The sequence below is a fragment of the [Clostridium] hylemonae DSM 15053 genome (assembly GCF_008281175.1).
In the GTDB taxonomy this organism is placed as follows: Bacteria; Bacillota; Clostridia; order Lachnospirales; family Lachnospiraceae; genus Extibacter; species Extibacter hylemonae.
This window is the reverse complement of record NZ_CP036524.1, coordinates 2,699,035-2,725,319: the sequence shown is the minus strand read 5'-3', so window position 1 is coordinate 2,725,319 and position 26,285 is coordinate 2,699,035. Positions and strand designations below refer to the sequence as shown.

The window sequence follows — 26,285 nt, the reverse complement described above, 5'->3', positions numbered from 1 at the left end:
AGAGGAGCAGTATATGATCGTTGTTGACAAGCTTTGCTACCAGTCAAAGCTCAGGTATGTAAATGCGGGAGAAAAATTTGCCTTTTCCATGTTGTCATTGTTGTTCTGCATTCTCAGCCGTATGTTTCTAATTTCAGCGGCCGTACTTGCCGTAAACAGCTTTCTGACCGTGAGGAAGGGCGGTATCGCCCCGGGGCACTATATACGGCTTATGGCGGTTCCTCTTGCGTTTGTTATCTTAAGTACACTTGCCATTATCGTGAATATTTCCAAAGTCCCACTGGATGCCTATGCGGTACCGGTGGGCGCCTTTTTTATCACGGGAAGCCGGGATTCGGTCCTATTTGGCGTGCGCCTGATCGTGACAGCCATGTCGGCGGTCTCCTGTCTGTACTTTCTGTCGCTCAACACGACGATGACAGACATTATGTCGGTATTGAACCGGCTTCGGTGCCCGAGGGTGATCATAGAACTGATGCTTCTGATCTACCGGTATATATTTGTACTGATGGAGACTGCGTCCGCCATACTCGTATCTCAGAAAGCAAGACTTGGAAACCGGGATCTCAGGACATCGGTGAGATCCTTCGGACAGATGGGCTGTGGGCTTTTGATCAAAGCGTTCCGCCGTTCCGGCGCTTTATACGACGCAATGGAGTCAAGGTGCTATGACGGGACGATCCGGGTGCTGGAGGAACAGAGGCCGGCGCGGCCGGCGGAAATAGCAGGCATCGTATTATTTGAACTTATACTGCTGGCACTTGTGATATGGAGGAGAACCGTATGAGGAAAGAAGCGGAAGAGACGGCTGAAGATATCATTGTAGAAGCGAAGGATGTTTATTATTCGTACGAGGACGGCGGCCGGCCGTCATTGAACGGCGTCAGCCTGAAGATCGCAAGAGGGAAAAAGGTCGCTTTCTTAGGGGCCAACGGCTCGGGAAAGTCTACATTTTTTCTGTGCTGCAATGGGATCCATAAACCGGACAGTGGGACGATATTCATTGGAGGCAGGCCTTTGGACTATTCCAGAAAAGGACTGATGGATGTAAGACGCAAAGTCGGGATCGTATTTCAGGACCCGGATGATCAGCTGTTTTTGGCGAGCGTATACCAGGAGATCTCTTTTGGACCTATGAATCTGGGACTTCCGGAGGCTGAGGTGCGAAGTGAGATAGAGCGGGTGATGGATGATCTGGAGATCACGCCGTTCCGGGACCGTCCGGCGCATGCACTGAGCGGAGGGCAGAAAAAACAGGTGGCCATCGCGGATGTTCTTGTCATGCACCCGGATGTCATCATTCTCGATGAACCTGCGTCTGCGCTTGACGCAAAGCATACGAAGCTCATGAACGAGATCGTGGACAGACTGGCAATGGAGGGGATCACCATATTGATGGCCACACATGACATCGGCTATGCGCTTGAATGGGCGGATGAGATCGTGCTCATGCATGAGGGGAGGGTACTGCTTCAGGCGGACCCTGTAACGGTGTGCGGCAGCAGGGAGGAGCTGGCCCTTGCGAACCAGGAGGCGCCGGCCGTACTCCGGCTTTTTTGGCGTCTCGAGGAAAAGGGTGTTCTGGAGAAAGACTTGAGGCCGCCTGTGAATTTTGAGCAGCTGGAACAATATATAGCGGAGGGAAGATGATGGAAGGAAAGACGAAGAGGGCGGTACTTGTGGTAAGCTTTGGAACGAGCCATATGGATGCGCTGAAAAAGAGTATTGAGCAGGTGGAGCGGCATATAGAAGAAGCATTTCCCACATACCGCGTATACCGTGCGTTTACAAGTCAGATGATATTGAGGAAATTAAAGAGGACGCAGCACCTGGATATTTTCACGGTAAAAGGCGCCATGGAGCAGATGGCGGCAGACGGGATGGAGGAAGTCATCGTCCAGCCGACCCACATCATAAACGGGATCGAAAATGACAAGATGATGGAAGACCTGATGGAATATACAGACAGATTTAAGAAAATCCGGGCCGGCAGACCGCTGCTGACAAGTGTGGATGATTATAAGAAGGCGATCCATGCAGTGATGGCGGAAGTGGAGCTAAAAGAGGGGGAGGCGCTTGTCCTGATGGGGCACGGTACGGATCATCACGCCAATGCCGCCTATCCTACGCTTGAGTATACCTTTCATTCCCTCGGGTACAGTCAGGTACTTGTAGGGACGGTGGAAGGTTTCCCGGACTTGCGCAATGTGATGACCAGACTGGAGATCTCGGGCATGAAAAAAGTCATGCTCATGCCGTTCATGGTAGTGGCAGGAGACCATGCCAAAAATGACATGGCGGGGGAGGATGATTCGTGGAAGACAGAGCTTGAGGCGGCCGGTTATGAGGTGAGAACGCTTGTGAAAGGGCTTGGCGAGATGAAAGGGATCCGAAATATCTATGCAGAGCACATAGAGGCTGTCATGTAGCCTGGAGAAAGGAGCATCCGGATGAAAGGAGACGGCAGGAATACACAGACCGTATGGAAAGATCAGAAGCTGCTGCGCACCGGTTATACGACCGGAAGTTGCGCGGCTGCTGCGGCGAAGGCGTCGGCTTTCATGCTGCTGTCGAAAGAGCCGGTATATCAGGTGTCTCTTAAGACTCCGCAAGGGGCCGTACTCTATCTGGCCGTGGAGTGTATTGACATGGGAGCAGACCGTGTAAGCTGCGCAGTCCGCAAGGACAGCGGGGATGACCCGGATGTGACGGACGGTGTGCTCGTCTTTGCGGAAGTGGCAAGGCGCGCGGGGACGTCAGTCAGTCTGGACGGAGGAAAAGGCGTGGGAAGAGTCACGAAGAAAGGGCTCGATCAGCCGCCGGGGGCGGCCGCCATCAATAAAGTGCCGCGCCGTATGATCGTGGAGGCGGTGGAGGAGCAGAGACGGAAGTTCGGATGTACCTTTGGCCTGCACATCATCATATCCATACCGGAAGGGGAGGCTTTGGCAGAGAAGACGTTCAATCCCCGACTTGGAATTGAAGGGGGGCTCTCTGTGCTAGGGACGAGCGGGATCGTGGAGCCGATGAGTGAGCGGGCGCTCACGGATACGATCTGTCTCGAAATGAAAGTGCTGAAAGAAAACGGTCATGAATGGTGCTACATCGTGCCCGGCAATTACGGGAGTGATTTTCTGACAGAGACACTGAAATATGACGGCAGACTTGCGGTAAAATGCAGCAACTATATCGGAGAGACGATCGATGATGCCGTCAGGATGGGCATGAAAGGGATCCTGTTCGTCGGGCATATCGGGAAACTGGTCAAGATAGCCGCCGGTGTGATGAATACCCATTCCAGACAGGCGGACTGCCGGATGGAAGTGTTTGCCGCCCACGCTGCCCTCGCCGGGGCATCTCGGGATACGGTGCGGCAGTTGATGGAATGTGTGACTACGGCCGGGGCGGTGGATATTCTGAAAGCCAGCAATATGCTGGAGCCTGTCATGCAGACCATTATGGAACAGATCGATGTCCATCTTAAGCAGCGCGCCGGAAAGACATTGATGACCGGCGCCATCGTGTTTTCCGCAGAAGAGGGGATACTTGGACAGACATCACGTGCGGCAGAGATACTGGAACAGATACGGAAAGGAACTGTGTAGATGGAAGGGATATTTTACGGAGTAGGCGTAGGGCCCGGGGATCCGGAGCTTCTTACGCTCAAAGCAGTCAGGATCATACAGGAGTGCGAGGTCATCGCGGTGGCAGTGTCGGACAAATCGGCGGACAGGCCGGTGTATGACGCTGTACGCAGGGAGGAACACGGCGGATATCTGAAAAGGTGCACTGCCTATCAGACCGCGCTCCCTTCGGTACCCGGCATGGAGGAAAAAGAAATGCTCTATCTGCCCATGCCTATGATCAAGGAAAAAGAGAAGCTGAAAAAGATCCACGACGAATGTGCCGATGCGGCCGGAGAGATCCTGGCGCAGGGGAAAAAGATCGCGTTTATCACACTCGGTGACCCGAGCATATATTCAACGTGTCTGTATGTGCACAAGCGTCTGAAAAGACAAGGGTACAGAACATGCCTTGTTCCGGGAATACCTTCCTTCTGCGCGGCAGCCGCCAGGATGGACACAGGCCTTGCCGAAAACAGGGAAGAGATCCACATCATCCCGGCGTCCTACGGCGTGGAAGAGAGTCTCGGGCTTCCCGGGACGAAGGTGCTCATGAAGGCGGGGAAGAAGATGCCCGCTGTAAAACAGGCGGTAAAGGACAGAGGACTTAAGGCGCGGATGGCGGAAAACTGCGGTATGCCCGATGAGCGTATATATGAGGATGTGGAGGATATCCCGGACGACGCAGGTTATTATTCATTGATGATTATTAAGGAGTGAGACAGATGATCGTATTTGTAGGAGCAGGTCCCGGAGCCAGTGATCTGATCACAGTCAGGGGACAGAAATTTCTGAAAGAGGCCGATATTATCGTGTACGCGGGTTCTCTTGTCAATCCCGCGCTTCTCGATGTGAAGAAGGAGGGATGCGAGGTATACAACAGCGCCCGCATGACGCTCGGCGAGGTGCTGGAAGTGCTCGTAGACGGCGCGGCGGCCGGAAAAAAAGTTGTGCGTCTGCACACGGGCGATCCGTGTCTGTACGGGGCGGTGAAGGAGCAGATGGACGCCCTGGCGGAAAAAGGGGTACCATATGAGGTGTGTCCGGGCGTAAGTTCTTTTTGCGGCGCGGCGGCGGCCCTTGAGGCAGAGTATACGCTGCCCGGCGTCTCCCAGTCTGTCGTCATCACGAGAATGGCAGGCAGGACCCCGGTGCCGGAAGGAGAGTCGATCCGAAGCTTTGCGGCGCACGGGGCCACGATGGTCATATTCCTGAGCACGGGCATGCTCCCTGCGCTTCAGGAGGAGCTCATGGCGGGCGGTTATGACGGGGATACTCCGGCGGCCGTTGTCTATAAAGCGACGTGGCCGGAGGAGAACGTATGCCGCTGTACGGTGGAGACGCTGGCAGAGACCGCGGAAGAGGAAGGAATCATAAAGACAGCGCTCATCGTTGTCGGCAGAGTGCTGGATGGCAGCTATGAGCATTCAAAACTGTACGATCCGGCATTTGGCACTGAATTCCGCAAAGCGGCGGCCGGAGGGCAGGAGCATGAATAGTGTATATGTGGTAGGAATCGGTCCGGGCGGCGGTGAACAGATGACAGGCGAAGCCCGCAAGGCGCTGGAGAGCTGTGACATTATCATCGGATATACGGTATATATTGACCTCATACGCGGGCAATATCCGGACAAGACATTTTTGACAACGCCTATGACACAGGAAGCAGAACGGTGCCGGATGGCGTTTGAGGAGGCAGAACAGGGCAGGGATGTAAGTCTTGTGTGCAGCGGCGACGCCGGCGTGTATGGAATGGCCGGGCTCATGTATGAGATAAAAGGCGCATACCCGCACGTCAATATCAAGGTAGTCCCCGGGATCACGGCGGCCACCGGCGGCGCGGCTGTACTCGGCGCTCCGCTCATGCATGATTTTGCGGTGATCAGTTTAAGCGACCTGCTCACGCCGTGGGAGAAGATAGAGGCCAGACTCCGCGCAGCCGCCATGGCAGACTTTGTCATCTGCCTGTATAACCCGTCCAGCAGGAAGCGGAAAGATCATCTGAAGCGGGCATGCGAGATACTGCTGGAGTATAAAAGAGACGATACAGTCTGCGGAACTGTCCGGAATATCGGAAGAGATGGAGAGGCCCGGCAGGTCATGACGCTGGCGGAGCTTAAGGATACAGAGGCGGACATGTTCACGACCGTATATATCGGCAACGAGCAGACAAAACAGATAGACGGCAGTATGGTAACGCCGAGAGGATACCGCAATGTATAAGGAAATGCATAAGGATAACAGACGGAAGATCAGCCTGACCGGCATCGGCATGGGGGCTGGCGCCTCTCTCACCGGGGAGGCGCAGGCAGCGCTTGAGCGCTGTGACTGTATCATCGGCGCGGACCGCATGACGGAGGCGTTGTCCCGTTTTGGGAAGCCGTCGTACCATGCCTATAAGGCAGAAAGAATCAAAGAGATCATAGAGGAACACAGCGAGTACAGACATATTGCAGTCGCTCTGTCCGGGGACTGTGGATTTTACAGCGGGGCAAAGACACTGGCCGGGGAACTGGAGGAATATGAGACGGAACTGATCCCTGGCGTCTCTTCTGTCGCCTACCTTGCCGCCAGACTAGGCGTGAGCTGGGAAGACGCGGCGCTTATGAGCGCCCACGGCAGGCGCCAGAACTATATTTACTCGATCGCGCGCAGCGAAAAGACCTTCCTGCTTCTCGGCGGAACCCAGTGCGCAGAAGCGCTCTGCGAAAAGATAAGATATTATGGACTGGCGGACGTGGAATTTTGGATCGGCAGACAGCTTTCTTATGAGGACGAGACCATAGTACACAGAACGGGAAGGGAGCTTAAGCCGGAAGACTGTGAAGGGCTTGACGTGGCATTTGTGCGGAATCCTTCGCCGGATAAAAGGGTGGCGGTCCATCTGCCGGACGACGCGTTTGTCCGGGGAGAGGTGCCGATGACAAAGTCGGAAGTGCGGTCTGTGAGCATTGGAAAGCTTGGCCTTACGAAAGATGCGGTGCTGTATGACATCGGGGCGGGCACAGGCTCCGTCTCCGTGGAGGCAGCGCTTTGCTCCGGGGAGATCAAAGTGTATGCCATAGAAAAGAATCCGGAGGCGGTCCGTCTTCTGGAAGAGAACCGGAGGCGGTTCCTGTGCGATAATATCGAGATCATAGAGGGCACAGCGCCGGATGCAGTGCATGCGCTTGAGGCGCCGACACATGTGTTTGTCGGGGGAAGCTCCGGCAATCTGAAGGCGATTTTGAGCGCGGTGAGAAAGAAGAACCCAGGCGCCGGTATCGTGATCAATGCCGCGTCGCTTGAGACGGTGGGGGAAGTGATGAAGGCGGCAGAGGATGGACTTCTTTTCGATCCGGAGATCGTGCAGATCGCAGCGTCACGTGCCAGGAAGCTTGGAAGATATCATATGATGTCGGCGCAGAATCCAGTGTACGTCGTGTCGGACGGAAAGGGGCAGAGGTGATGGAAAACGCAAGGTTTATGATAACGGCTCTGTCAAGCGGAAGCGGGAAGACGGTCATAGCGGCGGCCCTCATGTCGGCATTTTCCGGGCGGGGGCTTAAAGTGGCGGCCTGCAAATGTGGTCCGGATTATATTGACCCGATGTTCCACCGGGAAGCGCTCGGTGTGGAATCAGAGAATCTGGACTTGTTTTTCCTGTCCGGGGATGTCTTAAGAACGTTGTTTTTAAGACATGCACGGCAGGCAGAAGTGACGGTGCTGGAGGGCGTGATGGGATATTATGACGGCATGTCGCTTGACACCGACCGGGCAAGTTCTTTTGAGGTGGCCCGGACCCTTGACGTGCCAGCCATTCTTGTAGTCCCGTGTAAGGGGGCGGCGCTGTCCCTCGTTCCACTTATTCTCGGTGCCCTTACCTTCCGTGAGGAGAGCAATATCCGGGGAATTCTGTTAAACCGCATATCGGGCGGATTGTTTCCGCGCATGAAGCAGATGATAGAGGAAGAGCTGTCAAAGAGAGGGTTTCCGGTACCGGTGATCGGTTATGTGCCGGAAGACGAGGTGTTCCGGCTAAAGAGCCGGCACCTGGGGCTTGTGCTTCCCCGGGAGGTTCAGGACATTCAGGAACAGCTTCGCAGAGCCGGGAAGCTCCTGGCTGAGACCGTCGACCTGGATCTGCTGCTGGAGATCGGAAGAAAAGCAGGGGAAGAAGCAGGCTGTGAAGCAGAGGCGGAAGAAGGGATCCAGGCATCACATTCTGTAAAAGTTGCCGTGGCGAGGGATAAGGCATTCTGTTTTTATTACAAGGATAATCTGGAGCTGTTAGAAGAGCTTGGCTGTGAACTTGTGGAATTCAGCCCTCTGCATGACACGTCGCTGCCACAGGGGATCTCAGGTCTCATACTCGGAGGGGGATATCCGGAGCTTTACGCGGCAGAGCTGTCCGGCAACAGAGATATGTGCCGAAGTATCAGCAGCGCGGTCAAAGCCGGTCTGCCATGTCTGGCAGAGTGCGGCGGCTTTCTGTATCTTCACACGGAGATGGAAGGCGCCGACGGCAGTATGTACCCGATGGCGGATGTGATACAGGCAAGCGCACGAAGGAAGGAGCGGCTCGTAAGGTTCGGGTATATGGAGCTGTCCGCCGGCAAAGCGGGGAGTTTCCTCGGCCAGGGCGAGGTGTTAAGAGGGCATGAGTTCCATTATTATGACAGCACGGACAACGGGAACGGATGCACGGCGGTGAAGCCGGATAAGAAACGGTCGTGGAAGTGCGTTCATGCAGAGGGAAATCTGTTTGCAGGCTTTCCCCACGTGCATTTCTATTCCAATCCTTCGTTCGCCCGGCGGTTTGCCGCATGCTGCAGGACGTGGACAGGAAAGGAAGGATGATATGGAGCAGACAATACAGATACCGGACAGGCTGACACCGGAGTATCTCCAAAATGCAATAGAACCGGCGGACAGAAAAAGCATGGAGACGGCCGGGAAGCGGTGGACGTCTGTGGCAAAGCCGCTGTCCAGCCTCGGGAAGCTTGAGGATGCCATCGTGAAGATCGCGGGCATGAAGCGGGAGCCCCTCTTTACCCTGGAGAAAAAGGGACTTGTGATCATGTGCGCGGACAACGGTGTGGTCGAGGAAGGCGTGACGCAGACCGGGCAGGAAGTGACGGCCATCGTGGCGGATAATTTCACAAAAAAAGCGGCCAGCGTGGCGCTTATGAGCGAGGTGGCGGGGGCAGACTTGTTTCCGGTGGACATCGGAATGGTCACAGATGTCCCCTCTGTCACAGATCCGAAGCAGAAGGTGGCGTATGGGACGAGGAACATGCTGAAGGAGCCCGCCATGACGCCAAAGCAGGTCTGGCAGGCCGTGTCTGTCGGCGTACATATGGTATCCCGCCTGAAAGCGCTCGGGTATGACATACTGGCTACGGGAGAGATGGGGATCGGCAATACGACAACGAGCAGCGCCGTAGCGTCGGTGCTGCTTCAAAGACCGGTGGAGGAAGTGACCGGGAAGGGGGCAGGACTCAGCAGCGAGGGGCTGGAACGGAAGATCTCTGTTATCAGCCGTGCCATCCGCCTGCACGGCCCGGACAGAAAGGATGTCACCGATGTGCTCTCCAAGGTGGGCGGACTGGATATCGCCGGCCTTACAGGGGTATATCTAGGCGGGGCGCTCCTGCATGTGCCGGTGGTAGTGGACGGGTTTATCTCAGCCGTGGCGGCTCTCTGCGCGGTACGCCTCGTTCCTGAGGCGGCCGATTACATCCTTGCGTCCCACGTGTCAAAGGAACCTGCGGGGAAAATGCTGCTCGACGCGCTCCATCTGTCGCCGTTTCTGACGTGCGATATGAGCCTCGGAGAAGGAAGCGGCGCCGTGGCGGTGCTTCCGCTTCTCGACATGGGCCTTAGCGTTTACAGCCGGATGAGCACGTTTGAAGAAATCAATGTGGAACAGTATGAGAGGTTAAAATAGAGGAACCATTATGTATATATTAGAATCATTCTTCATTGCGTTTTCCATGTATTCTAAAATTCCTGTACCGCGGGTGGAGTGGCAGGAGAAAAATATGAAGTATGCTATGTGTTTTTTTCCGGCAGTGGGCATGGTATCCGGGGTTTTTGAAGTTGTCTCCGGGATGCTTCTGCTGCGGGCGGGAGCGGGGGCGTTCCTGTTCGCCGTCGTGATGACACTGCTTCCTGTACTTGTGACAGGGGGGATTCATATGGACGGTTTCATGGACACGCTGGACGCGCTTGGCTCCTACGGTGACAGGGAGAAGAAGCTGGCCATTTTGAAGGATCCGCATACAGGCGCATTCGCCATTCTCGGACTGTGCTGCTATCTTCTGTGGAGTGTGGCGGTGTGGACGGAGGCTGAGGCGGACATGCTTCCGGTGATCGGCTGCGGTTATGTCATTTCCAGAGCGCTCAGCGGACTGTCGGTCGTGACATTTAAGGCGGCAAGAGATACCGGCCTTGCCAGTACCTTTCAGGCTGCGGCTGTCAGGAAGAGAGTGCGCATCGTGATGATCGTGCTGATCCTTATGTTTTCCGTTCTTTCCCTTGTACTGGACGAGAAGATGGGAGCAGCGTCCGTGCTGGCCGGTCTGTTGAGCTTTCTCTATTACAGATCTGTGTGCGACAGGCAGTTTGGCGGCATCACAGGAGATCTGGCCGGTTATTTTCTGCAGGTCTGTGAACTGGCCATGCTTACGTGTATCGTGCTGGCAGGGAGGATATTATGAAGATTTTGATGATCCGGCATTTTCCGACGCCGGGCAATATAGAGAAGCGGTATGTGGGGCGGACAGACGAGGAACTTGCCGGAGAAGACCTGGAGATACAGGTGCGCACAGTGCGCGGGCGGCTGAAAGACCACGGCAGTGTGGAGTATGTGGCGGCAAGCCCGATGAAGCGGTGTGTGCAGACGGCCGCCCTGCTGTTTGCGGGCAGAGCTCCCCTGCTTTTTGACGAGCTGCGGGAGTGTGATTTCGGTTTGTTTGAAGGGCACAATTATGAGGAACTGAAAGACCTGCCTGTTTACCGGGAGTGGCTTGCCTCAAAAGGAGAACTTCCCTTTCCGGGCGGCGAGAGCCATGACGCCTTTAAGGACCGCTGTGTCAGCGGCTTTTCCCGGGCGGCGGACTGTCTGATAAGAAAAGGATGCGCGCGCGCCGGCATGGTCGTGCACGGGGGTACGATAATGGCGGTCCTGTCCCGTTTTGATCCAAAGCAGCGGGGATTTTACGAATGGCAGCCGGAGAACGGCGGAGGCTATGCAGTCACCCTGGACGAAGATGAATGGAAACAGGGAAGAATTGTGTTTACGGAGATAGAGGTTTTATGATTACATTGATGGCCTGTCTGACAGGATTTATACTAGATCTCATATGCGGCGATCCGATATGGCTGTACCATCCGGTCAGGCTTATAGGCCGGTTTATCTCCTTTCTGGAACATCTGTCCAGAAAAGTGTGCAGGGATAACAAGCGCCGGCTCATAACGGCGGGAGTGCTCATGTGGATCACAGTGGCCGCTCTGTCGGCGGCCGTTCCGTGTCTGCTGCTTTACGCGGCGGGGGCCGTTCATCCGGCGCTTCGTTTTGTACTGGAGAGCTTCTGGTGTTACCAGCTTCTGGCGGCCAGATCGCTTGGGCAGGAGAGCAGGAAAGTATACGGGAAGTTAAAGGAAGGAAGTCTGCCGGAGGCGAGAAAGGCCGTCTCTATGATCGTGGGAAGGGATACGGCAAAGCTTGACGAGGCGGGCGTGATAAGAGCGGCAGTCGAGACTGTGGCAGAGAATACGTCGGACGGAGTGACAGCGCCGCTGCTTTATATGATGATCGCAGGAGCGCCTCTCGGGTTCTTTTATAAGGCGGTCAATACGATGGATTCTATGATCGGGTATAAGGATGAGAACTATCTGTATCTCGGAAGATGCGCCGCGAAGATGGATGATGTGCTCAACTACGTGCCGGCCAGGCTGTCGGCTCTGTTTATGACCGCCGCGGCATTTCTTCTCGGGATGGACGGCCGCAGTGCGTGGCGGATCTACCGCCGGGACAGAAAAAAGCATGCCAGTCCGAACGCGGCGCAGACAGAGGCGGTATGCGCGGGCGCCCTGAACATACGCCTTGCGGGGGACGCGTGGTACTTTGGTGTGCGCTACCCCAAAGCATATATCGGCGATGATATAAGACCGGCTGAGGCGGAGGATATCGTCAGAGCCGGAAAGCTTATGTACGCCACCGCCATCCTGTCGTTCCTCCTATTTGGGATGCTCAGGCTGGCGGCGGTGCTTACAGGCTGACATGACAAAAGGTATGCGCCGCAAAGCGGCGCGGATACGGGGGAGCGGACTGCCCCGCATCACAGCAGGAGGTATGATGGAATATATACATGGCGGTGATATCTATACATATGAAGGAATGACAGACTTCTCTGTCAATATCAACCCGTTTGGGCCAAGCGGCCAGGTGCTTGAGGCCGTGCGCACGGAAGCCGCGCATATCGGCGCTTATCCGGACAGCAGATGCAGGAAGCTCAGATGTGCGCTGGCAGAGCGGTACGGCATTTCGGAAGAGAATTTTATCTTCGGGAACGGAGCTGCGGAACTCATCTTTTCTGCGGCCTTTGCCGGACGTCCCCGCAGGGCGGTACTCACTGCGCCGTCTTTTGCAGAATATGCCATGGCGCTTGAGGCGGCAGGCTGTGAAGTCGTGTACCACTATATGGAGGAGGAAGAAAGCTTCCGGCTGACCGAACGGTATATGGAGGAATTGACAGAGGATGTGGATATGATCTTTCTCTGCTCGCCGGACAATCCGTCCGGCCAGGTCATTGACTTGCCGCTGCTTGACCGCATTATCGGCCGGTGCGGTGAACTTGGCATACGGGCAGTGATAGACCAGTGTTTCTGCGAATTTCTCGAGCGGTCGTACAGTATCCTTCCGGTAGAAGCGGTTCTTGACAAGCCGTGGGTCCTGCTTCTCCGTGCATTTACTAAGATGCATGCCATGCCGGGCCTGCGGCTCGGATACGGCATCTGTTCCGACCGGGCGTTTCTTGAGAAGATGGAGCTTGTGACGCAGCCGTGGAATGTGTCGGTGCCCGCCCAGGCCGCGGGGCTTGCAGCGCTGTCGGAGACGGAGCGGGTCCAAAGGACAAGAGCGTATGTGGCGCGGGAGCGCAGGAGGATCGAAAAAGAACTGGAGCATATGGGCATCACGTATTATCCGTCTGCTGTGAACTATATACTTTTATACAGCCGATACGATCTGTCCGCGCTTCTGAAGGAACATAACATATTGATCCGCGACTGTTCTAACTATGAGGGGCTGAGGAAAGGATATTACCGCATAGCGGTGAAGATGCGTAAAGAGAATGATATGCTGCTTAAGGCGCTGCGGGAAATATACAAGGAAGGCACTTCAGGGCGTTTGTAAAGGAGGAGGTAGAGCATGGCAAAATGCATTATGATACAGGGGACGATGTCCAATGCGGGAAAGAGTATCCTGGCCGGCGGACTGTGCAGGATATTTGCCCAAGACGGGTTCAGGACCGCGCCCTTTAAATCTCAGAACATGGCGCTCAATTCCTTTATCACGCGGGAGGGGCTTGAGATGGGCAGGGCCCAGGTGATGCAGGCGGAGGCTGCCGGCGTGGAGCCTTCGGTCCTGATGAACCCCATTCTTCTCAAGCCTACGAGCGATATGGGCTCTCAGGTCATCGTAAACGGAGAAGTGACGGAGGTGATGCCGGCCGCGGAGTATTACCGGCGCAAAAAAGAGCTCGTCCCCCACATTCTGGATGCCTACAACAAGCTTTCGGATGCATATGATGTTATTGTCATAGAAGGGGCGGGGAGTCCGGCCGAGATCAACCTGAAAAGCGGGGATATCGTGAATATGGGGCTGGCCAGGCTTGTGGACGCGCCTGTACTTCTCGTGGGCGACATCGACAGAGGCGGCGTGTTTGCCCAGCTTGTCGGGACGATGGAGCTTCTGGAAGAGGAGGAAAGACAGCGGATCAAAGGAATGGTCATCAATAAATTCCGGGGAGATAAAAATATTCTCCTTCCGGGGCTTGAGATGCTTGAAGAGCGCACCGGCGTGCCGGTAAGAGGTGTGATCCCTTATTTTCATCTGGACATCGACGAGGAAGACAGTCTGACTGAGCGGTTTGAGAAGAAAGAATCCGGCGGTCTCGTCGACATCGCTGTACTGCGTTTTCCGCGCATCTCGAATTTTACGGACTTTATGGCGCTGGAGTGCATGGAGGAAGTATCCGTGCGTTATGTGTCCGCGCCGGGAGCGTTCGGGCGTCCCGATGCGGTCCTCCTTCCTGGCAGCAAGAATACGATAGAGGACCTGCTCTGGATGAGGCAAAACGGGCTTGAGGCAAAGGTCTTACGCCACGCTGCCGAAGGGAAGACGGTGTTCGGGATCTGCGGCGGTTATCAGATGCTCGGGCAGGAGATCTGTGACCCTGAAGGAGTGGAGCGTAAGGGAACTGTGGCCGGAATCGGCCTCCTGCCGGTGCGCACCGTGTTTGAACGGGAAAAAACAAGAACGAGGGTCAGAGGAAGGATCTGTTCTGTGGACGGCATTCTGCAAGGCATGAGCCGGCTGCCGGCCGAAGGATATGAGATACATATGGGACGCACGGTCTGTGAAGAAGGGGTGCGGCCGTTTCTTGAGATCGAGAACGAAGAGAACGGCGCGGTGATAAGAGACGGCGCTGCATGCAAAAATGTGTACGGCTGTTATGTGCACGGTCTGTTCGACCTGACGGAGACATCGGCCGGTTTTGTCCGTTCGCTTCTTACGGCAAAGGGACTTGGTTTAAGCGCAGTAAAGCCGCGCGATCTTGCGGCTTACAAGGAAGAACAGTATGATAAGCTGGCGGCGGTCATAAGGGAAAGTCTGGATATGGATGCAGTATATGACATTCTGGAGAATGGAAAGGAGGCAGCATGCAGTCTATAATACGAATCGGAAGCCGGGAAAGCCGGCTGGCCGTAAAACAGGCGGAGATCGTAAAGCAGGCCGTGGAGCGAAACTGTCCTGACATAAAGGCAGAGATCGTGACGATGAAGACGGAGGGGGATAAAATTCTGGACAGAAGGCTGGAGCTGGCAGGGGGGAAAGGACTCTTCGTCAAGGAGCTGGAGAAGGCCCTTCTGGACGGTCGGATCGATATCTGCGTGCACAGCCTGAAAGATGTGCCGATGGAAGTGCCCGAAGACCTGCCTGTCGTTGCATTCGGCGAGAGGGAGGACCCGAGGGATGTGCTCATCTACAAGCCGGGGCGGACCTCCATACCGGAGGGCGGTGTCATCGGCACTTCCAGCAGGCGCAGGGAACTTCAACTGAAGCGGCTGTATCCGTCGTGCACGTTCCGTAGCATTCGGGGCAATGTACAGACGCGGCTCAGAAAGCTTTCAGAGGAAGGGTTTGACGGGACAGTGCTTGCCGCGGCAGGCCTGAAGCGCCTCCATATGGAGGAAGTGGCAGGGAGAGTGTTTAGCGTTGATGAGATCATTCCGGCTGTCGGCCAGGGGATTCTGGCTGTGCAGGGAAGAAAAGGGAGGGATTATTCCTGGCTTACTTCCTTTGCGTGTGGAAAGAGCAGAGCGGAAGCAGAGGCCGAGCGCGAGTTTGCGGCTGCGCTTGGCGGCGGATGCACGTCTCCCGTCGCGGCACATGCGCAGGCGCAGGGAGCGGAGCTTAAGCTCACGGGACTTTATTACTGCGGAGGAGATATATACCGGACCAGAACAAGGACAGGGGAGACGGACAGAGCGAGACAGCTCGGCGCGGCTCTGGCAGAAGAAATGAGACGGGAGGAAGAGGATGGATCAGTCAGGTAAGGTGTGGCTTGCGGGGGCGGGTCCCGGAGATGCGGGACTGCTCACCGTAAAGACACGGGAATTGATAGAATCGTCGGATGTGATCGTCTATGACGCTTTGATCAGTGCGGAGATACTTAGTCTTATACCGCCCGGGAAAGAAGTGATAAACGTAGGGAAACGCTCGGGCCATCATCTTATGATGCAGCAGGAGATCAATGAGATTCTGCTCCGGGAAGCGCAGAAAGGGAAAAACGTACTGCGGCTCAAAGGGGGAGACCCTTTTGTATTCGGGCGCGGCGGAGAGGAACTGGAGCTTCTGGTAAGACACCACATTCCGTTTGAGATCGTTCCGGGGATCACGTCGGCGTCAGCGGTGCCCGCCTATGCGGGCATACCTGTCACCCACCGGGATCATGCCTCCTCCTTCCACGTTGTCACAGGACATCCGAGGCAGGACGGGACGGAAACGCTTGATTATGATTCCCTTGTGAATGTGGAGGGGACGCTCGTCTTTCTCATGGGTCTTACTTCCATGGAGCGCATCTTGAATGGACTCATAGAGGCAGGACTTGACCCGGATACCCCGGCAGCTGTGCTTGAAAAGGGGACGCTCGCTGCGCAGAGGCGTGTCGTCTCTGCCGCGGGACGTCTTGCAGAGGATGCGGGACGGGCCGGCATCGGGACTCCCGCAGTCATCCTCGTCGGAAAAGTGTGTGCGCTGTCAGAGCAGTTTTGCTGGGCGGAAGAACGGCCGCTCGGAGGACGGCAGATCCTCATTACCCGTCCCCGGATGAGCAGCTCTGCCCTTGCGGGAAAGCTGAGAAGTCTCGGGGCACAGGTCATAGAACTTCCGGCTATTTCAACGAGGTCCATATCGCCTAATTTCGCGCTGCAGCGCGCGATGAAGCAGTTTGGAGACCGGGCCGGGGAAGAGTGGCTGCTTTTTACAAGCCCGGCCGGCGTCCGGATATTTTTTGAACAGCTGGCAGAGTTTAAGATGGATGTGAGACATATATTCGGCAGGTCCGCCAGAGTGAAGATCGCAGCCATCGGCTCTGCAACAGAGAAAGCGCTCAGAGGTTACGGTCTGCTGGCCGACGTCGTGCCGGATGTGTACTGCGCCGCCGGGCTTGGAGAGGCGGTCGCCGCTTGTGCGCAGCCGCGCGCCAGGATCACGGCGGTCCGTGCCATGTCCGGTTCTGAGGAACTTCTGCCGCCCCTTCTCGAAGCGGGGCTTAAAGTGGACGATATCCCGCTGTATGAGACGGTATACGAGACGCATGAGCAGGTGAAGGAGAAGATACAGTCCTTATTTGAAGAGGGCGGGATAGATGCCGTGACTTTTACAAGCGCATCGACGGTCAAAGGATTTGTGCAGACGATGGAACAACTGGACTTTCAAAGCATCCATGCCTTCTGTATCGGAGCGCAGACGGCAGAGGAGGCAGCAAAGTTCGGCATGCATATTAGCACAGCGAAAGAGGCTTCCATGGACAGCATGACGGAACAGATACTGGAAGAACTGGGGAGGCACGGCCGGTAGGGAGACGTGCGGCGTACGGAAGGAGGAAGCTTCATGGGAAGATACACACGCAGAAGGATATTGCTTGGTATCCTTGCTCTTTTTGTGCTTGTTACAGCTGCGTTTTTTCTGACAAGGATGATACCGGGCAGTCCGTTCCAGAGCGGGAATGTGTCGGAATCTGTGCTTCGGTCACTGGAAAGAGAATACGGTCTCGATAAACCGGCGGGCGGACAGTATGTGACCTATCTCGGCAACCTCCTGCGGGGAGATCTGGGCATGTCTTACAAAAAACCGGGCACGTCCGTTGCGGAGGTGATCGCCCGGGCGTGGCCTGTCACATTTTTCCTTGGTTTTCTGGCTATACTTCTGGCGGTCGTGCTCGGCACGGTTATGGGAGTCTGGCAGGCAGTCACCGAAAGGAAGGCGGTGAAAGGGGGCATCTTTCTTGGCACGATGCTTGGGACTGGAATGCCCAACTTTGTCATCGCCCTCCTGCTTGCGCTGCTGTTTGGCGTTAAGCTTAAGTTCCTTCCGGTTGCCGGGCTTACAGGGGCGGCAAACTATGTGCTTCCGGTCGTCTCACTTGCCGTGTATCCCGCCTCTGTCATCACGAGGATGATACACAATGCGGCAGAGGAGGAGATGAAACGGGACTATGTAGTGATGGCCAGGGCAAAAGGACTTGGAAGGCGCAGGATCCTCTTTATGCATGTGCTGAAAAATGCCTGGCTTCCGGTTCTGAACTATATCGGGCCTGCCGCCGCGTTTTTGCTGACGGGCAGCTTTGTGACAGAGAGTATTTTTACAATTCCGGGGCTTGGGCGCGAGTTCGTCACTTCCATCGCGAACCGGGATTATACGCTCATCCTTGGGCTTACGGTATTCATGGGTACGGTGGTTATCGGCATCAACCTCATAACAGACCTGGTGGGAGCATGGCTGGACCCGAGAGTAAGGAGGACGTGCAGATGAAAACTTATCTAAGGAAAAATCCGCTGCTTGTCACAGGGGTCATTCTGCTTGCGGTCATGACAGCGCTGGCTGTCCTTATCCCGGTATTGTCTCCTTACACGGATACTGCTCAGAACGCAGGACTGCGCAATGCCCCTTCTTCTTTGGCCCATCTCTTTGGGACGGACAAGTTCGGCAGGGACATTTTCGTGCGCGTGTTCAGCGGGACGAGGATCAGCCTTTCCATCGGTATCGGCAGCGCCGTTATATGCGGCGCAGTGGGGATCTTGTACGGAAGCGCTGCCGGCTGCGGGGGAGAAAAGACGGATATGCTCCTTATGCGCGCGGCGGATGTGATCGATTCGATCCCGTCACTTCTCTATGTGATCCTGATCATGCTTGTCATGGGAGCAAGCGCGGGCAGCATACTGCTTGGTTTCTGCATCGGCGGATGGGTGGGGCTTGCGCGCATTGTGAGAGGCGAGATCAGGAGGCTTAGATCGGAAGACTTCTGTACAGCTGCCCGTCTGCTCGGCGCAGGAACAGGACGGATACTCTTTGTGCACCTGCTGCCGAACGCCGCCGGGGCCATCATTGTGAACCTTACCTTTCTCATACCGAAAGCCATGTTCACAGAAGCGTTCTTAAGCTTTGTGGGAGTCGGCATCTCAGCGCCGGCCGCAAGCCTCGGGACACTCATACAGGATGCGAGAAGCCAGATACAGGTGGCGCCGGCCCAGATGCTGTATCCGATCCTCGTATTGTGCATACTGATACTCTCAGTAAATTTGATCGGCGCGGGGCTTGAGAAGGCCGTCCGCCGGGCAGAGGAAGGATAACGGTAAGATGAGTCTGCTGAAGATACAGGATTTGAATGTACAGTTTTATGACGGACAGAAAGGGCAGGAAGCGGTAAGGCATCTGTCTTTTGAAGCTGCGTCCGGGGAGATCGTCGGCATTGTCGGCGAAAGCGGTTCCGGTAAAAGTACGGCTATGAAAGCGGTCCTCGGGCTTCTGCCCGGCAGCGCGCAGGTTGTCTGCAGGAGAATGGAGCTCGGCGGGACTGATATCACGCCGCCGTCCCGGGGAAAGGGGAAGAAGGAATATGAGCGGAGGATGGCCTCTGTGCGTGGGGATAAAATTGCCATGGTGTTTCAAAATCCGCAGACGAGTCTGAATCCGACCGTAAAAGTCGGCCGCCAGATCACAGAGACGATACGCGCGCACCGGCAGTGCAGCCGTGCCCGGGCAAAGGAGCGGGCGCTGGAGCTTCTTGACATGGCCGGGATCTGTGACGGCGCGGCGCTGATGGAGAAGTATCCGTTTGAGTTGTCCGGAGGCATGTGCCAGCGGGCGGCCATCGCTATCGCCCTGTCGTGTGAACCGGAGCTTCTCATCGCAGACGAGCCTACGACCGCGCTCGACGCGACGGTGCAGAAGCAGCTGCTGGAATTGTTCCGCCGCGTCAGGCGTGAGACTGGGACGGCAGTCCTCTTTGTGAGTCATGATCTCGGGGTGATCGCTTCGCTCTGTGACAGAGTTCTCGTTATGCATGACGGGGCGCTGGCAGAGGAGGGGAGCGTGGAAGACATTTTCTATTATCCCCAGCATGCTTACACGAAGGAACTGCTTGCCCGGGCAGGGGAACTTCAGAAGCTGTCTGATGTGCGGGCAGGGGAGGGCACGCTTCTTAACGTGTCGCATGTGGGAAAAGAGTATCCGGAAGCGGGAAACTTCAGTAAGAGGGCGGCGACGGAGGCTGTCCGGGATGTCTCTTTTCATATAGAAAAGGGTGAGATCTTCGGTCTTGTGGGCGAAAGCGGTTCCGGGAAAACAACGCTGGCCCGCATCATCGCCGGTGTTCTGAAGCCGACCCGGGGCACAGTCCTGTATGACGGCGGAGAACCGGACGGACGGGGCAGAGCGCCAAAGCGGATGGTCCAGATGATCTTTCAGAATCCGTACACGTCCCTGAATCCCCGGATGACCGTGCAGTCCATGCTAGAAGAGCCGCTCATTTTGCATACGGGCTGTACCCGTCAGGAGCGCAGGGAAAGGGTGGAACAGATGCTGTCTTACGTGGGATTAAAGCGTGAGGATGCCCGGAAATACCCGGCGGCTTTTTCCGGTGGCGAGCGCCAGAGGATCGGCATTGCCCGCGCGCTCATGTCGGAGCCCGGGCTGCTTGTGTGCGATGAGCCGGTCTCTGCACTTGATATGGCGGTCCAGGAACAGATACTGGAGGTTCTGGAGGAACTGCAGGTGAACCGGGGAATCTCTTGCCTGTTCATCTCTCACGACCTGAATGTGGTGAAACGGATCAGCAGAAGGACCGGGGTCATGTACGCGGGCAGCCTGGTGGAGGTGGGGCGTACGAAAGAAGTTTACCGTGACCCGTGGCATCCATATACGAAAGCGCTTCTTTCCTCAATCCTCGTTCCGGATCCGCTGAAGGCCAGAAGGAAAAAGGGAGTCCTGCGCAGGGAAGAACAGACGGCAGAGGCGTATCCGGGGGAAGGATGTCCGTTTGCGCCGAAGTGCGGTTATGCCATGGGGTGCTGCTTTAAAAAGAGGCCGGAGCGTTTCCGGTTCGGCGGGCGCGAGGTCTCCTGCTTCCTCTACTCGGAAGCGTATACAGGAAAGCGGAGCAAAGATTACAGGATGACATCACAGATATAAGGAGAAAACACATGAAGAAAACAGTGAGCGTTTTGACCGTGCTGTGCCTGATCGGGGTGCTCGCACTGAGCGGATGCGCGGGACAGGAAAAAGAGACGGCAGGCAGTACAAAGGAGATCGTAGTTGCAGTGAACAGTGAGACGGGAGGACTGGATCCGGCCGGGATGATAGCGCTTACGTATCTGGCGTATTCGGTCTCTGCCCTCGACGAACTTCTGACCTTCGATGAAAACGGCGATATCGAGTACCGGGCGGCAGAGTCTTATGAGGTGAACGCAGATTCCACCGTGTGGACGTTCCATCTGCGGAAAGACGCGGTCTGGTCGGACGGAACGCCGGTCACATCGGCAGATTTTGTGAATACGATCAAAAGAGCGTTAAAGCCGGAGAGCGGGAGCGGATATGCAAATTATCTCTTCCCGGTCAAGAACGCGGAGGCGGTGTACAATAACGAGGCAGACGCCGCAAGTCTGGGGGTGGATACTCCCGACGATCATACCCTTACGTTCACACTGGAAAAGCCTTGTGTATATTTTCTGGATCTGCTCAGACTGCCGGTGTACACACCTTCCTGCTGCGCATATGCGGACGACGCGTCCAGCGGCTGGGATAAAGACCCCAAGACGAGTGTGTCCAACGGACCGTTCTATCTGGCAAAGTACGTGCCGGAGCAGTACTTTGTGCTGAAAAAGAATACAAAATACTGGAACGCGGATGCGGTAAAGCTTGATAAGATCACGTACCGCTTCTTTGCCGACCAGCAGTCCATGGCCAACGCCTACGAGACCGGGGAGGTGGATGTGGCGACAGGACTTCCGTCGTCGGTGATGGAACTGTATGAGGGGAAAGAGGATCTGCAGGTCACAGATACGATCGCGACGAGATATATTTATCCGAATCTGAACGTCAGGCCGCTGGACGACGTGCGGGTGCGAAAAGCCATCAATCTGGCGATCGACAGGGAGGAGCTCTGCAAGATCGTCGGGGCGGATACGTCCCCGACGGTAAACTTTGTTGCAAAATATATGAAAGACAGACAGACAGGCAAATATTTTGTAGACGGAGCCGAAAAGCCGTTCAAAGAGGATGTGAAAGAGGCAAGGCGTCTCCTTAAAGAGGCGGGATATGAGGACGGCAGAGGGTTTCCAGAACTTACTTATAATTATCCCGCGCTCGAGATGGATTCCGATACGGCGCAGGTCATTCAGGAGCAGCTTAAGAAAAACCTGAACATTGATATCAAGCTGAATGCACAGGAGCTGCAGGTAAATTATACGGAGAGGCGGGCCGGTAATTTTGAGCTTTGCAGAATGAACTGGACAGCCGATTTCGCAGATCCCTACACCTATCTTTCCATGCTATTATCCAACAGCACATACAACTGCAGCGGCATACAGGACGAGGCGTACGACAGGCTGGTAGGACAATCTGATACGGAGACGGATCCCGCGGCCAGGGCAGCGCTTATGCATGAGGCGGAGCAGCTGGCGGTGGGCGGACAGTTTTATATCATACCGCTGTACGCGATGAAGAGCTGTAATCTGATCCGGCCGGACATTAAAGGAATCGCCCAGATACCGGCGACAGGAGCGCTGGAGTACAGATATGCGGATATCGAGACGGCAGACAATTGAGGACGATAGGCACAGGAGGGACATAAGATGCTGTATCTTGTGACAGGAGGAAGCGGAAGCGGGAAATCTGCATTTGCGGAAGATCTCATCTGCAGACTTCACGCGGAAAACAACGGGCAAAAGCCCGGCCGGTTATTTTACATAGCGGCAATGATGCCGTTCGGCGCGGAGACGAGGCAGAAGATCCGGCGGCACCGCACGATGCGCCGGGATAAGGGGTTTGAGACTGTGGAGTGTTACACGGCCATCGAGACGCCTGCAAAAGAAGGCGGACCCGTATATGAGGCGGCTGTGCAGGGAGCGGACGCGTATGTTCTGCTGGAATGTATGTCCAACCTGACGGCCAATGAGATGTACGCTCCGGAAGGGGCGGGCCCGGACACTGTGGATGCGGTGCTCCGAGGAATCGAGATACTGTATTCCAGGTGCCGGGTTCTTGTGGTCGTGACAAACGATGTGTTCGGCGAAGGGGAAGCGGGGACCGGCGGCATGAAGGAATACCGGGAGACGCTCGGAGAGATCAACCGGCGGCTGGCAAAGATGGCCGGACAGGTGACGGAAGTAGTGTGTGGGATTCCTGCTGCTGTAAAGAGCAGCACGGCGGAAAAGGAGGAAGGCGCGCATATGAAAGTAATAACCGGAGGGGCGTGTCAGGGAAAGACGGCCTATGCAGAGCGTGTATTCGGTGTCAAGCGCTGGATGGACGGCGGCAGCTGCGGCTTTGACGACATATATACATGTAAGGCGGTACGTCATTTTGAGCGGCTCGTTCGGCGTATGATGGAGGCAGGAGTGAGTACGGAAGCACTTGCAAGGGAGATTGCCGTAAGGAATCCGGACATCGTCATAACTGTGAACGAGATCGGCTGCGGGCTCGTGCCTGTGGATGAGTTTGAGCGCGCCTGCAGAGAACAGACGGGGCGCATATGTACACAACTTGCCCGGGCGGCGGGCCGGGTCGACCGGGTCATATGCGGCATCGGCGTGACATTAAAAGGAGGGGACAGATGATGGAACATATTGGGCTTGAGAATGTTCTGCCTGCGCAGATCGAGGCGAGAAGCTTTGAGATCATAACAGAAGAGCTGGGAGATACACCGCTTGTCCCGGGGACAGAACCTGTTGTAAAGCGGTGCATCCACACGAGCGCAGATTTTGATTATGCAAAGAATCTTGTGTTTTCCGACGGTGTCATAGAACGGGCGCTGGAAGCGCTGCGGCAAGGCGCTGTTATCGTCACGGACACGCAGATGGGAAAGGCCGGGATCAACAAAAAGAAACTGGCAGAGTACGGATCAGAGGTGATCTGCTTTATGTCGGATGAAGATGTGGCGGCTGCCGCAAAGGAAAATGGGACGACCCGGGCGGCGGCAAGCATGGACAAGGCCGCGGCGCTGGACAGAAAAATGATAGTTGCGGTGGGCAATGCTCCGACCGCGCTCGTGCGGCTCCATGAGCTGGTCAGAGACGGCGCGCTGAAGCCGGAGGTTATTATCGCTGTGCCTGTAGGCTTCGTGAATGTAGTGCGTTCCAAAGAACTGATTCTCGAATTGAAGGATGTGCCGTCCATAGTCGCCAGGGGCAGAAAAGGCGGGAGCAATATAGCGGCATGCATCTGCAATGCGCTTCTGTACATGCTGGATGAGCGGAGGTAAAGAAATGGAGAAGGCTTATTTTCCTTTGTTTGTGGACCTTTCGGAAAAGAACATCGTGGTGGTGGGAGGCGGAACTGTCGCGGCAAGGCGGGTGGAGACACTTCTTACGTTTGCGGGACATATCACTGTCATAGCGCCAAAGCTTCAGGCGGCGCTTGTGAAGCTTGAGACGGAAGGGAAGATCACGTGCCTGCACAGAGAATACAGAGAAGGTGATATAAATGAGGCGCACCTCGTTCTGGCCGCGACAGACGACCGTGAAGTGAACAGAAGCGTCAAAGAAGAGTGCAGGGCGCTCGGACAAAAATGCGGCGGACACATTCTGTTCAACGCGGCGGACGACAGGTCGCTGTGTGACTTTTATTTCCCGGCTGTGGTGCAGAAGGATGAGATCGTGATCGGGATAAATTCGGGAGGAAAGAATCCCGGGAAGGTGAAAGAAATAAGAAAGCAGCTGGAGGAGACAGATGGGGCCTGACCCCATCTGTCTATTTAGTCTAAATACAATCTTAATACCGGATATATGAATATTATTACCGTCTTAACGAGAAATTGTATATGCTTAAGGTAAGAAAAGAAGGTGATGATATGTTGGCAAATATTTTACTGGGGCTGATCGTACTGGGAGGAATGGCTTACGGAATGTATCTTATGTTCCGTATCGACCATTTTGCACAAGAAGAGCGGAATCTGCAGAAGGAAGAGGAAGAGCAGGAGCCTTTGCCCCGGGCCGTTGTGTTTGGGAGCGGAAGCTTAAGGAGACAGGTGGAAGCATGGCTGTCCGGCAGAGGGGTGGCGGCCGTTTATATAGAAGATGTCTGTGTCAGGGAGAACTGGGAGAATGTACAGTATATAATCGCGCTGTCCGGCTCGGATGCCGATAATCTTTCGCTCTGCAATCTGATGAGAAAGATGTACGGAACAGGATACCTGTTCAGCGTGTGCAATGACGCGGAAAATGAGAGCGTGTACAAGAGGTTCCATATACAGATCCTGAAAGCGGACGGAAAAGTGGAGGCACAGCTCGGTGCACTGCTGATGGGAAAAGAGGTCTCAATAGCATGAGCGTGATGATGAAAAAACTTACTCATACGCAGATGATCGTCCTCGGGTACCTCCTGATCATCCTCTGCGGAACAATGCTTCTGATGCTGCCAGCGGCAAGTAAAGACGGACAGACGACGCCGTTCGTTGACGCCATGTTCACGTCCACCTCCGCAGTCTGTGTGACCGGGCTTGTCATTGCAGATACGTGGCAGAAATGGACCATGTTCGGCCAGGTGGTGATCCTGTCTATTATACAGATAGGCGGACTCGGCTTCATGACGATCGGTGTGTTTTTTGCCATTGTCCTGAGGAGGAAGATCGGGCTGTGGACGCGCGGCACGCTTCAGGAGAGTGTCAATATACTCCAGATAGGCGGCGTCGTGCGCCTGGCGAAGAAGATCATCATAGGGACCCTCATATTTGAGGGGACGGGCGCGGTCATTCTGGCGCTGCGCTTCCAGAAGGATTTCGGCTGGGTGAAGGGAATCTATTACGGCATCTTCCATTCCATCTCCGCATTCTGTAACGCAGGGTTTGATTTGATGGGACAGGAAGAGGCATATTCTTCCTTCACCGGATATTATAACGACTGGACGGTCAATCTTGTGATCATGCTGCTCATAATTATCGGGGGGATCGGTTTCTTCGTATGGAATGACATATCGATACATAAGTGGCATGCCGGCAGATATTGTCTGCACACGAAGATCGTACTCACGGTGACGGTCGTCCTGATCTTCGGGGGAGCGGTTCTTTTGTATCTGTTTGAAAAAGACAATACGCTGCAGGGCATGGACACTTCCGGAAAGATACTTTGTTCGCTGTTTGGTTCAGTGACGGCCAGAACAGCGGGGTTTAACACCGTCGACACAGGGGCGCTGACAGACAGCAGCAAGTTCCTGACGGTAATACTTATGTTTATCGGCGGAAGCCCGGGATCCACAGCCGGAGGCATAAAGACGACGACCTTTGTCGTGCTGCTTGTATATATGAAGGCGAATCTCCGAAATCAGATGTACTGTAATGTATTTGGCAGGAGGCTGGATGACGGCGCCGTGCGGAAGGCAAGTACCGTGCTCTGTACAAACCTGCTGCTCGTTCTGGCGGCAGTGCTGGCAATCATTACGATCCAGGCAGAGCCTGTCATAGACGCGGCGTTTGAGGTGGTGTCCGCCATCGGTACGGTCGGCATGTCCGCCGGTATCACGCGGGGGCTTGCAGATGCCTCTAAGATCATCTTGATTTTCCTTATGTACTGCGGGCGGGTCGGAAGCCTCACTTTTGCACTGTCGCTGCGGGGGCATAAGACGGAGGCCCCGGTGAAGGAACCGGTGGAGCGCATTATAATAGGATAATAAAGGGG

General features: G+C 55.4%; 26 protein-coding genes. All 26 read left to right on the top strand.

The window, feature by feature from the left end; genetic code table 11:
* Nucleotides 1–13: 13 nt before the first annotated feature.
* The 26 genes from cbiQ (at nucleotide 14) to LAJLEIBI_RS12540 (ending at nucleotide 26,277) form a co-directional block, all read left to right on the top strand.
* Complete coding sequence (gene cbiQ / locus LAJLEIBI_RS12665; protein ID WP_006442483.1) at nucleotides 14–787, top strand: cobalt ECF transporter T component CbiQ; 774 nt, start codon at nucleotides 14–16, stop codon at nucleotides 785–787.
* A complete protein-coding gene (locus LAJLEIBI_RS12660) occupies nucleotides 784–1,650 on the top strand; it encodes an energy-coupling factor ABC transporter ATP-binding protein (RefSeq protein ID WP_040434830.1) in 867 nt (288 codons plus the stop codon). Before cbiQ ends, LAJLEIBI_RS12660 begins: the two co-directional genes overlap by 4 nt.
* Nucleotides 1,647–2,429: a sirohydrochlorin cobaltochelatase gene (locus tag LAJLEIBI_RS12655; RefSeq protein WP_006442481.1), complete on the top strand. Its 783-nt coding sequence runs from the start codon at nucleotides 1,647–1,649 to the stop codon at nucleotides 2,427–2,429. The genes LAJLEIBI_RS12660 and LAJLEIBI_RS12655 overlap by 4 nt, the downstream gene beginning before the upstream one ends.
* A 21-nt stretch (nucleotides 2,430–2,450) precedes the next feature.
* Nucleotides 2,451–3,605 (top strand): cobalt-precorrin-5B (C(1))-methyltransferase CbiD, encoded by a 1,155-nt coding sequence (gene cbiD, locus LAJLEIBI_RS12650; RefSeq protein ID WP_006442480.1) that lies wholly within the window; start codon nucleotides 2,451–2,453, stop codon nucleotides 3,603–3,605.
* The gene (cobI, locus tag LAJLEIBI_RS12645) at nucleotides 3,606–4,343 is read left to right on the top strand and encodes a precorrin-2 C(20)-methyltransferase (protein ID WP_006442479.1); all 738 of its coding nucleotides are present in this window, start codon (nucleotides 3,606–3,608) and stop codon (nucleotides 4,341–4,343) included. It begins immediately after the preceding gene.
* A gap of 5 nt (nucleotides 4,344–4,348) precedes the next feature.
* The gene (cobM, locus tag LAJLEIBI_RS12640) at nucleotides 4,349–5,122 is read left to right on the top strand and encodes a precorrin-4 C(11)-methyltransferase (RefSeq protein ID WP_006442478.1); all 774 of its coding nucleotides are present in this window, start codon (nucleotides 4,349–4,351) and stop codon (nucleotides 5,120–5,122) included.
* The gene (gene cobJ / locus LAJLEIBI_RS12635) at nucleotides 5,115–5,846 is read left to right on the top strand and encodes a precorrin-3B C(17)-methyltransferase (protein ID WP_006442477.1); all 732 of its coding nucleotides are present in this window, start codon (nucleotides 5,115–5,117) and stop codon (nucleotides 5,844–5,846) included. Before cobM ends, cobJ begins: the two co-directional genes overlap by 8 nt.
* Complete coding sequence (gene cbiE, locus LAJLEIBI_RS12630) at nucleotides 5,839–7,071, top strand: precorrin-6y C5,15-methyltransferase (decarboxylating) subunit CbiE (protein WP_006442476.1); 1,233 nt, start codon at nucleotides 5,839–5,841, stop codon at nucleotides 7,069–7,071. The genes cobJ and cbiE overlap by 8 nt, the downstream gene beginning before the upstream one ends.
* The gene (locus tag LAJLEIBI_RS12625; RefSeq protein WP_006442475.1) at nucleotides 7,071–8,462 is read left to right on the top strand and encodes a cobyrinate a,c-diamide synthase; all 1,392 of its coding nucleotides are present in this window, start codon (nucleotides 7,071–7,073) and stop codon (nucleotides 8,460–8,462) included. Before cbiE ends, LAJLEIBI_RS12625 begins: the two co-directional genes overlap by 1 nt.
* 1 nt (nucleotide 8,463) lies before the next feature.
* Complete coding sequence (cobT, locus tag LAJLEIBI_RS12620; protein ID WP_187120280.1) at nucleotides 8,464–9,552, top strand: nicotinate-nucleotide--dimethylbenzimidazole phosphoribosyltransferase; 1,089 nt, start codon at nucleotides 8,464–8,466, stop codon at nucleotides 9,550–9,552.
* A gap of 10 nt (nucleotides 9,553–9,562) precedes the next feature.
* Nucleotides 9,563–10,324 (top strand): adenosylcobinamide-GDP ribazoletransferase, encoded by a 762-nt coding sequence (locus LAJLEIBI_RS12615; RefSeq protein ID WP_006442473.1) that lies wholly within the window; start codon nucleotides 9,563–9,565, stop codon nucleotides 10,322–10,324.
* Entirely contained in the window at nucleotides 10,321–10,926 is a 606-nt protein-coding gene (locus tag LAJLEIBI_RS12610; RefSeq protein ID WP_147570452.1) for a histidine phosphatase family protein, read from the top strand. Before LAJLEIBI_RS12615 ends, LAJLEIBI_RS12610 begins: the two co-directional genes overlap by 4 nt.
* Nucleotides 10,923–11,888, top strand: a complete 966-nt coding sequence (gene cbiB / locus LAJLEIBI_RS12605; RefSeq protein ID WP_006442471.1) for an adenosylcobinamide-phosphate synthase CbiB — start codon at nucleotides 10,923–10,925, stop codon at nucleotides 11,886–11,888. The genes LAJLEIBI_RS12610 and cbiB overlap by 4 nt, the downstream gene beginning before the upstream one ends.
* Nucleotide 11,889: 1 nt before the next feature.
* Nucleotides 11,890–13,023 (top strand): pyridoxal phosphate-dependent aminotransferase, encoded by a 1,134-nt coding sequence (locus tag LAJLEIBI_RS12600; protein WP_006442470.1) that lies wholly within the window; start codon nucleotides 11,890–11,892, stop codon nucleotides 13,021–13,023.
* A gap of 15 nt (nucleotides 13,024–13,038) precedes the next feature.
* On the top strand, nucleotides 13,039–14,565 hold the full coding sequence (locus LAJLEIBI_RS12595; RefSeq protein WP_006442469.1) for a cobyric acid synthase: 1,527 nt from the start codon (nucleotides 13,039–13,041) through the stop codon (nucleotides 14,563–14,565).
* The gene (gene hemC / locus LAJLEIBI_RS12590) at nucleotides 14,553–15,449 is read left to right on the top strand and encodes a hydroxymethylbilane synthase (RefSeq protein ID WP_006442468.1); all 897 of its coding nucleotides are present in this window, start codon (nucleotides 14,553–14,555) and stop codon (nucleotides 15,447–15,449) included. Before LAJLEIBI_RS12595 ends, hemC begins: the two co-directional genes overlap by 13 nt.
* Nucleotides 15,433–16,974, top strand: a complete 1,542-nt coding sequence (cobA, locus tag LAJLEIBI_RS12585) for a uroporphyrinogen-III C-methyltransferase (protein WP_006442467.1) — start codon at nucleotides 15,433–15,435, stop codon at nucleotides 16,972–16,974. The genes hemC and cobA overlap by 17 nt, the downstream gene beginning before the upstream one ends.
* Before the next feature lie 33 nt (nucleotides 16,975–17,007).
* Complete coding sequence (locus LAJLEIBI_RS12580; RefSeq protein ID WP_006442466.1) at nucleotides 17,008–17,928, top strand: ABC transporter permease; 921 nt, start codon at nucleotides 17,008–17,010, stop codon at nucleotides 17,926–17,928.
* Nucleotides 17,925–18,746, top strand: coding sequence for an ABC transporter permease (locus tag LAJLEIBI_RS12575; RefSeq protein ID WP_167534343.1), 822 nt, complete (start codon nucleotides 17,925–17,927; stop codon nucleotides 18,744–18,746). The genes LAJLEIBI_RS12580 and LAJLEIBI_RS12575 overlap by 4 nt, the downstream gene beginning before the upstream one ends.
* Before the next feature lie 7 nt (nucleotides 18,747–18,753).
* Complete coding sequence (locus tag LAJLEIBI_RS12570; RefSeq protein WP_006442464.1) at nucleotides 18,754–20,586, top strand: ABC transporter ATP-binding protein; 1,833 nt, start codon at nucleotides 18,754–18,756, stop codon at nucleotides 20,584–20,586.
* A gap of 11 nt (nucleotides 20,587–20,597) precedes the next feature.
* Entirely contained in the window at nucleotides 20,598–22,220 is a 1,623-nt protein-coding gene (locus tag LAJLEIBI_RS12565; protein WP_006442463.1) for a peptide ABC transporter substrate-binding protein, read from the top strand.
* A 27-nt stretch (nucleotides 22,221–22,247) separates the two neighbouring features.
* On the top strand, nucleotides 22,248–23,231 hold the full coding sequence (locus tag LAJLEIBI_RS12560) for a bifunctional adenosylcobinamide kinase/adenosylcobinamide-phosphate guanylyltransferase (RefSeq protein WP_006442462.1): 984 nt from the start codon (nucleotides 22,248–22,250) through the stop codon (nucleotides 23,229–23,231).
* Nucleotides 23,228–23,875: a precorrin-8X methylmutase gene (locus LAJLEIBI_RS12555; protein WP_006442461.1), complete on the top strand. Its 648-nt coding sequence runs from the start codon at nucleotides 23,228–23,230 to the stop codon at nucleotides 23,873–23,875. Before LAJLEIBI_RS12560 ends, LAJLEIBI_RS12555 begins: the two co-directional genes overlap by 4 nt.
* Before the next feature lie 4 nt (nucleotides 23,876–23,879).
* Entirely contained in the window at nucleotides 23,880–24,353 is a 474-nt protein-coding gene (locus LAJLEIBI_RS12550; RefSeq protein WP_040434825.1) for a precorrin-2 dehydrogenase/sirohydrochlorin ferrochelatase family protein, read from the top strand.
* A gap of 110 nt (nucleotides 24,354–24,463) precedes the next feature.
* Complete coding sequence (locus LAJLEIBI_RS12545; protein ID WP_040435425.1) at nucleotides 24,464–24,940, top strand: hypothetical protein; 477 nt, start codon at nucleotides 24,464–24,466, stop codon at nucleotides 24,938–24,940.
* Nucleotides 24,937–26,277: a TrkH family potassium uptake protein gene (locus tag LAJLEIBI_RS12540; RefSeq protein ID WP_006442458.1), complete on the top strand. Its 1,341-nt coding sequence runs from the start codon at nucleotides 24,937–24,939 to the stop codon at nucleotides 26,275–26,277. Before LAJLEIBI_RS12545 ends, LAJLEIBI_RS12540 begins: the two co-directional genes overlap by 4 nt.
* The last annotated feature ends 8 nt before the right edge of the window (nucleotides 26,278–26,285 follow it).

Excerpts from the sequence above, each read along its gene's own strand:
- cobJ (WP_006442477.1), top strand. The coding sequence starts at position 5,115 with ATGAATAGTGTATATGTGGTAGGAATCGGTCCGGGCGGCGGTGAACAG.
- LAJLEIBI_RS12560 (WP_006442462.1), top strand. The coding sequence starts at position 22,248 with ATGCTGTATCTTGTGACAGGAGGAAGCGGAAGCGGGAAATCTGCATTT.
- LAJLEIBI_RS12570 (WP_006442464.1), top strand. The coding sequence starts at position 18,754 with ATGAGTCTGCTGAAGATACAGGATTTGAATGTACAGTTTTATGACGGA.
- LAJLEIBI_RS12550 (WP_040434825.1), top strand. The coding sequence starts at position 23,880 with ATGGAGAAGGCTTATTTTCCTTTGTTTGTGGACCTTTCGGAAAAGAAC.
- cbiD (WP_006442480.1), top strand. The coding sequence starts at position 2,451 with ATGAAAGGAGACGGCAGGAATACACAGACCGTATGGAAAGATCAGAAG.
- LAJLEIBI_RS12625 (WP_006442475.1), top strand. The coding sequence starts at position 7,071 with ATGGAAAACGCAAGGTTTATGATAACGGCTCTGTCAAGCGGAAGCGGG.
- LAJLEIBI_RS12540 (WP_006442458.1), top strand. The coding sequence starts at position 24,937 with ATGAGCGTGATGATGAAAAAACTTACTCATACGCAGATGATCGTCCTC.
- cobT (WP_187120280.1), top strand. The coding sequence starts at position 8,464 with ATGGAGCAGACAATACAGATACCGGACAGGCTGACACCGGAGTATCTC.
- LAJLEIBI_RS12575 (WP_167534343.1), top strand. The coding sequence starts at position 17,925 with ATGAAAACTTATCTAAGGAAAAATCCGCTGCTTGTCACAGGGGTCATT.
- LAJLEIBI_RS12545 (WP_040435425.1), top strand. The coding sequence starts at position 24,464 with ATGTTGGCAAATATTTTACTGGGGCTGATCGTACTGGGAGGAATGGCT.
- cbiE (WP_006442476.1), top strand. The coding sequence starts at position 5,839 with ATGTATAAGGAAATGCATAAGGATAACAGACGGAAGATCAGCCTGACC.
- cobI (WP_006442479.1), top strand. The coding sequence starts at position 3,606 with ATGGAAGGGATATTTTACGGAGTAGGCGTAGGGCCCGGGGATCCGGAG.
- cobA (WP_006442467.1), top strand. The coding sequence starts at position 15,433 with ATGGATCAGTCAGGTAAGGTGTGGCTTGCGGGGGCGGGTCCCGGAGAT.
- cbiB (WP_006442471.1), top strand. The coding sequence starts at position 10,923 with ATGATTACATTGATGGCCTGTCTGACAGGATTTATACTAGATCTCATA.
- LAJLEIBI_RS12600 (WP_006442470.1), top strand. The coding sequence starts at position 11,890 with ATGACAAAAGGTATGCGCCGCAAAGCGGCGCGGATACGGGGGAGCGGA.
- LAJLEIBI_RS12660 (WP_040434830.1), top strand. The coding sequence starts at position 784 with ATGAGGAAAGAAGCGGAAGAGACGGCTGAAGATATCATTGTAGAAGCG.
- LAJLEIBI_RS12565 (WP_006442463.1), top strand. The coding sequence starts at position 20,598 with ATGAAGAAAACAGTGAGCGTTTTGACCGTGCTGTGCCTGATCGGGGTG.
- cobM (WP_006442478.1), top strand. The coding sequence starts at position 4,349 with ATGATCGTATTTGTAGGAGCAGGTCCCGGAGCCAGTGATCTGATCACA.
- cbiQ (WP_006442483.1), top strand. The coding sequence starts at position 14 with ATGATCGTTGTTGACAAGCTTTGCTACCAGTCAAAGCTCAGGTATGTA.
- LAJLEIBI_RS12655 (WP_006442481.1), top strand. The coding sequence starts at position 1,647 with ATGATGGAAGGAAAGACGAAGAGGGCGGTACTTGTGGTAAGCTTTGGA.
- LAJLEIBI_RS12595 (WP_006442469.1), top strand. The coding sequence starts at position 13,039 with ATGGCAAAATGCATTATGATACAGGGGACGATGTCCAATGCGGGAAAG.
- LAJLEIBI_RS12580 (WP_006442466.1), top strand. The coding sequence starts at position 17,008 with ATGGGAAGATACACACGCAGAAGGATATTGCTTGGTATCCTTGCTCTT.
- LAJLEIBI_RS12615 (WP_006442473.1), top strand. The coding sequence starts at position 9,563 with ATGTATATATTAGAATCATTCTTCATTGCGTTTTCCATGTATTCTAAA.
- LAJLEIBI_RS12555 (WP_006442461.1), top strand. The coding sequence starts at position 23,228 with ATGATGGAACATATTGGGCTTGAGAATGTTCTGCCTGCGCAGATCGAG.
- hemC (WP_006442468.1), top strand. The coding sequence starts at position 14,553 with ATGCAGTCTATAATACGAATCGGAAGCCGGGAAAGCCGGCTGGCCGTA.
- LAJLEIBI_RS12610 (WP_147570452.1), top strand. The coding sequence starts at position 10,321 with ATGAAGATTTTGATGATCCGGCATTTTCCGACGCCGGGCAATATAGAG.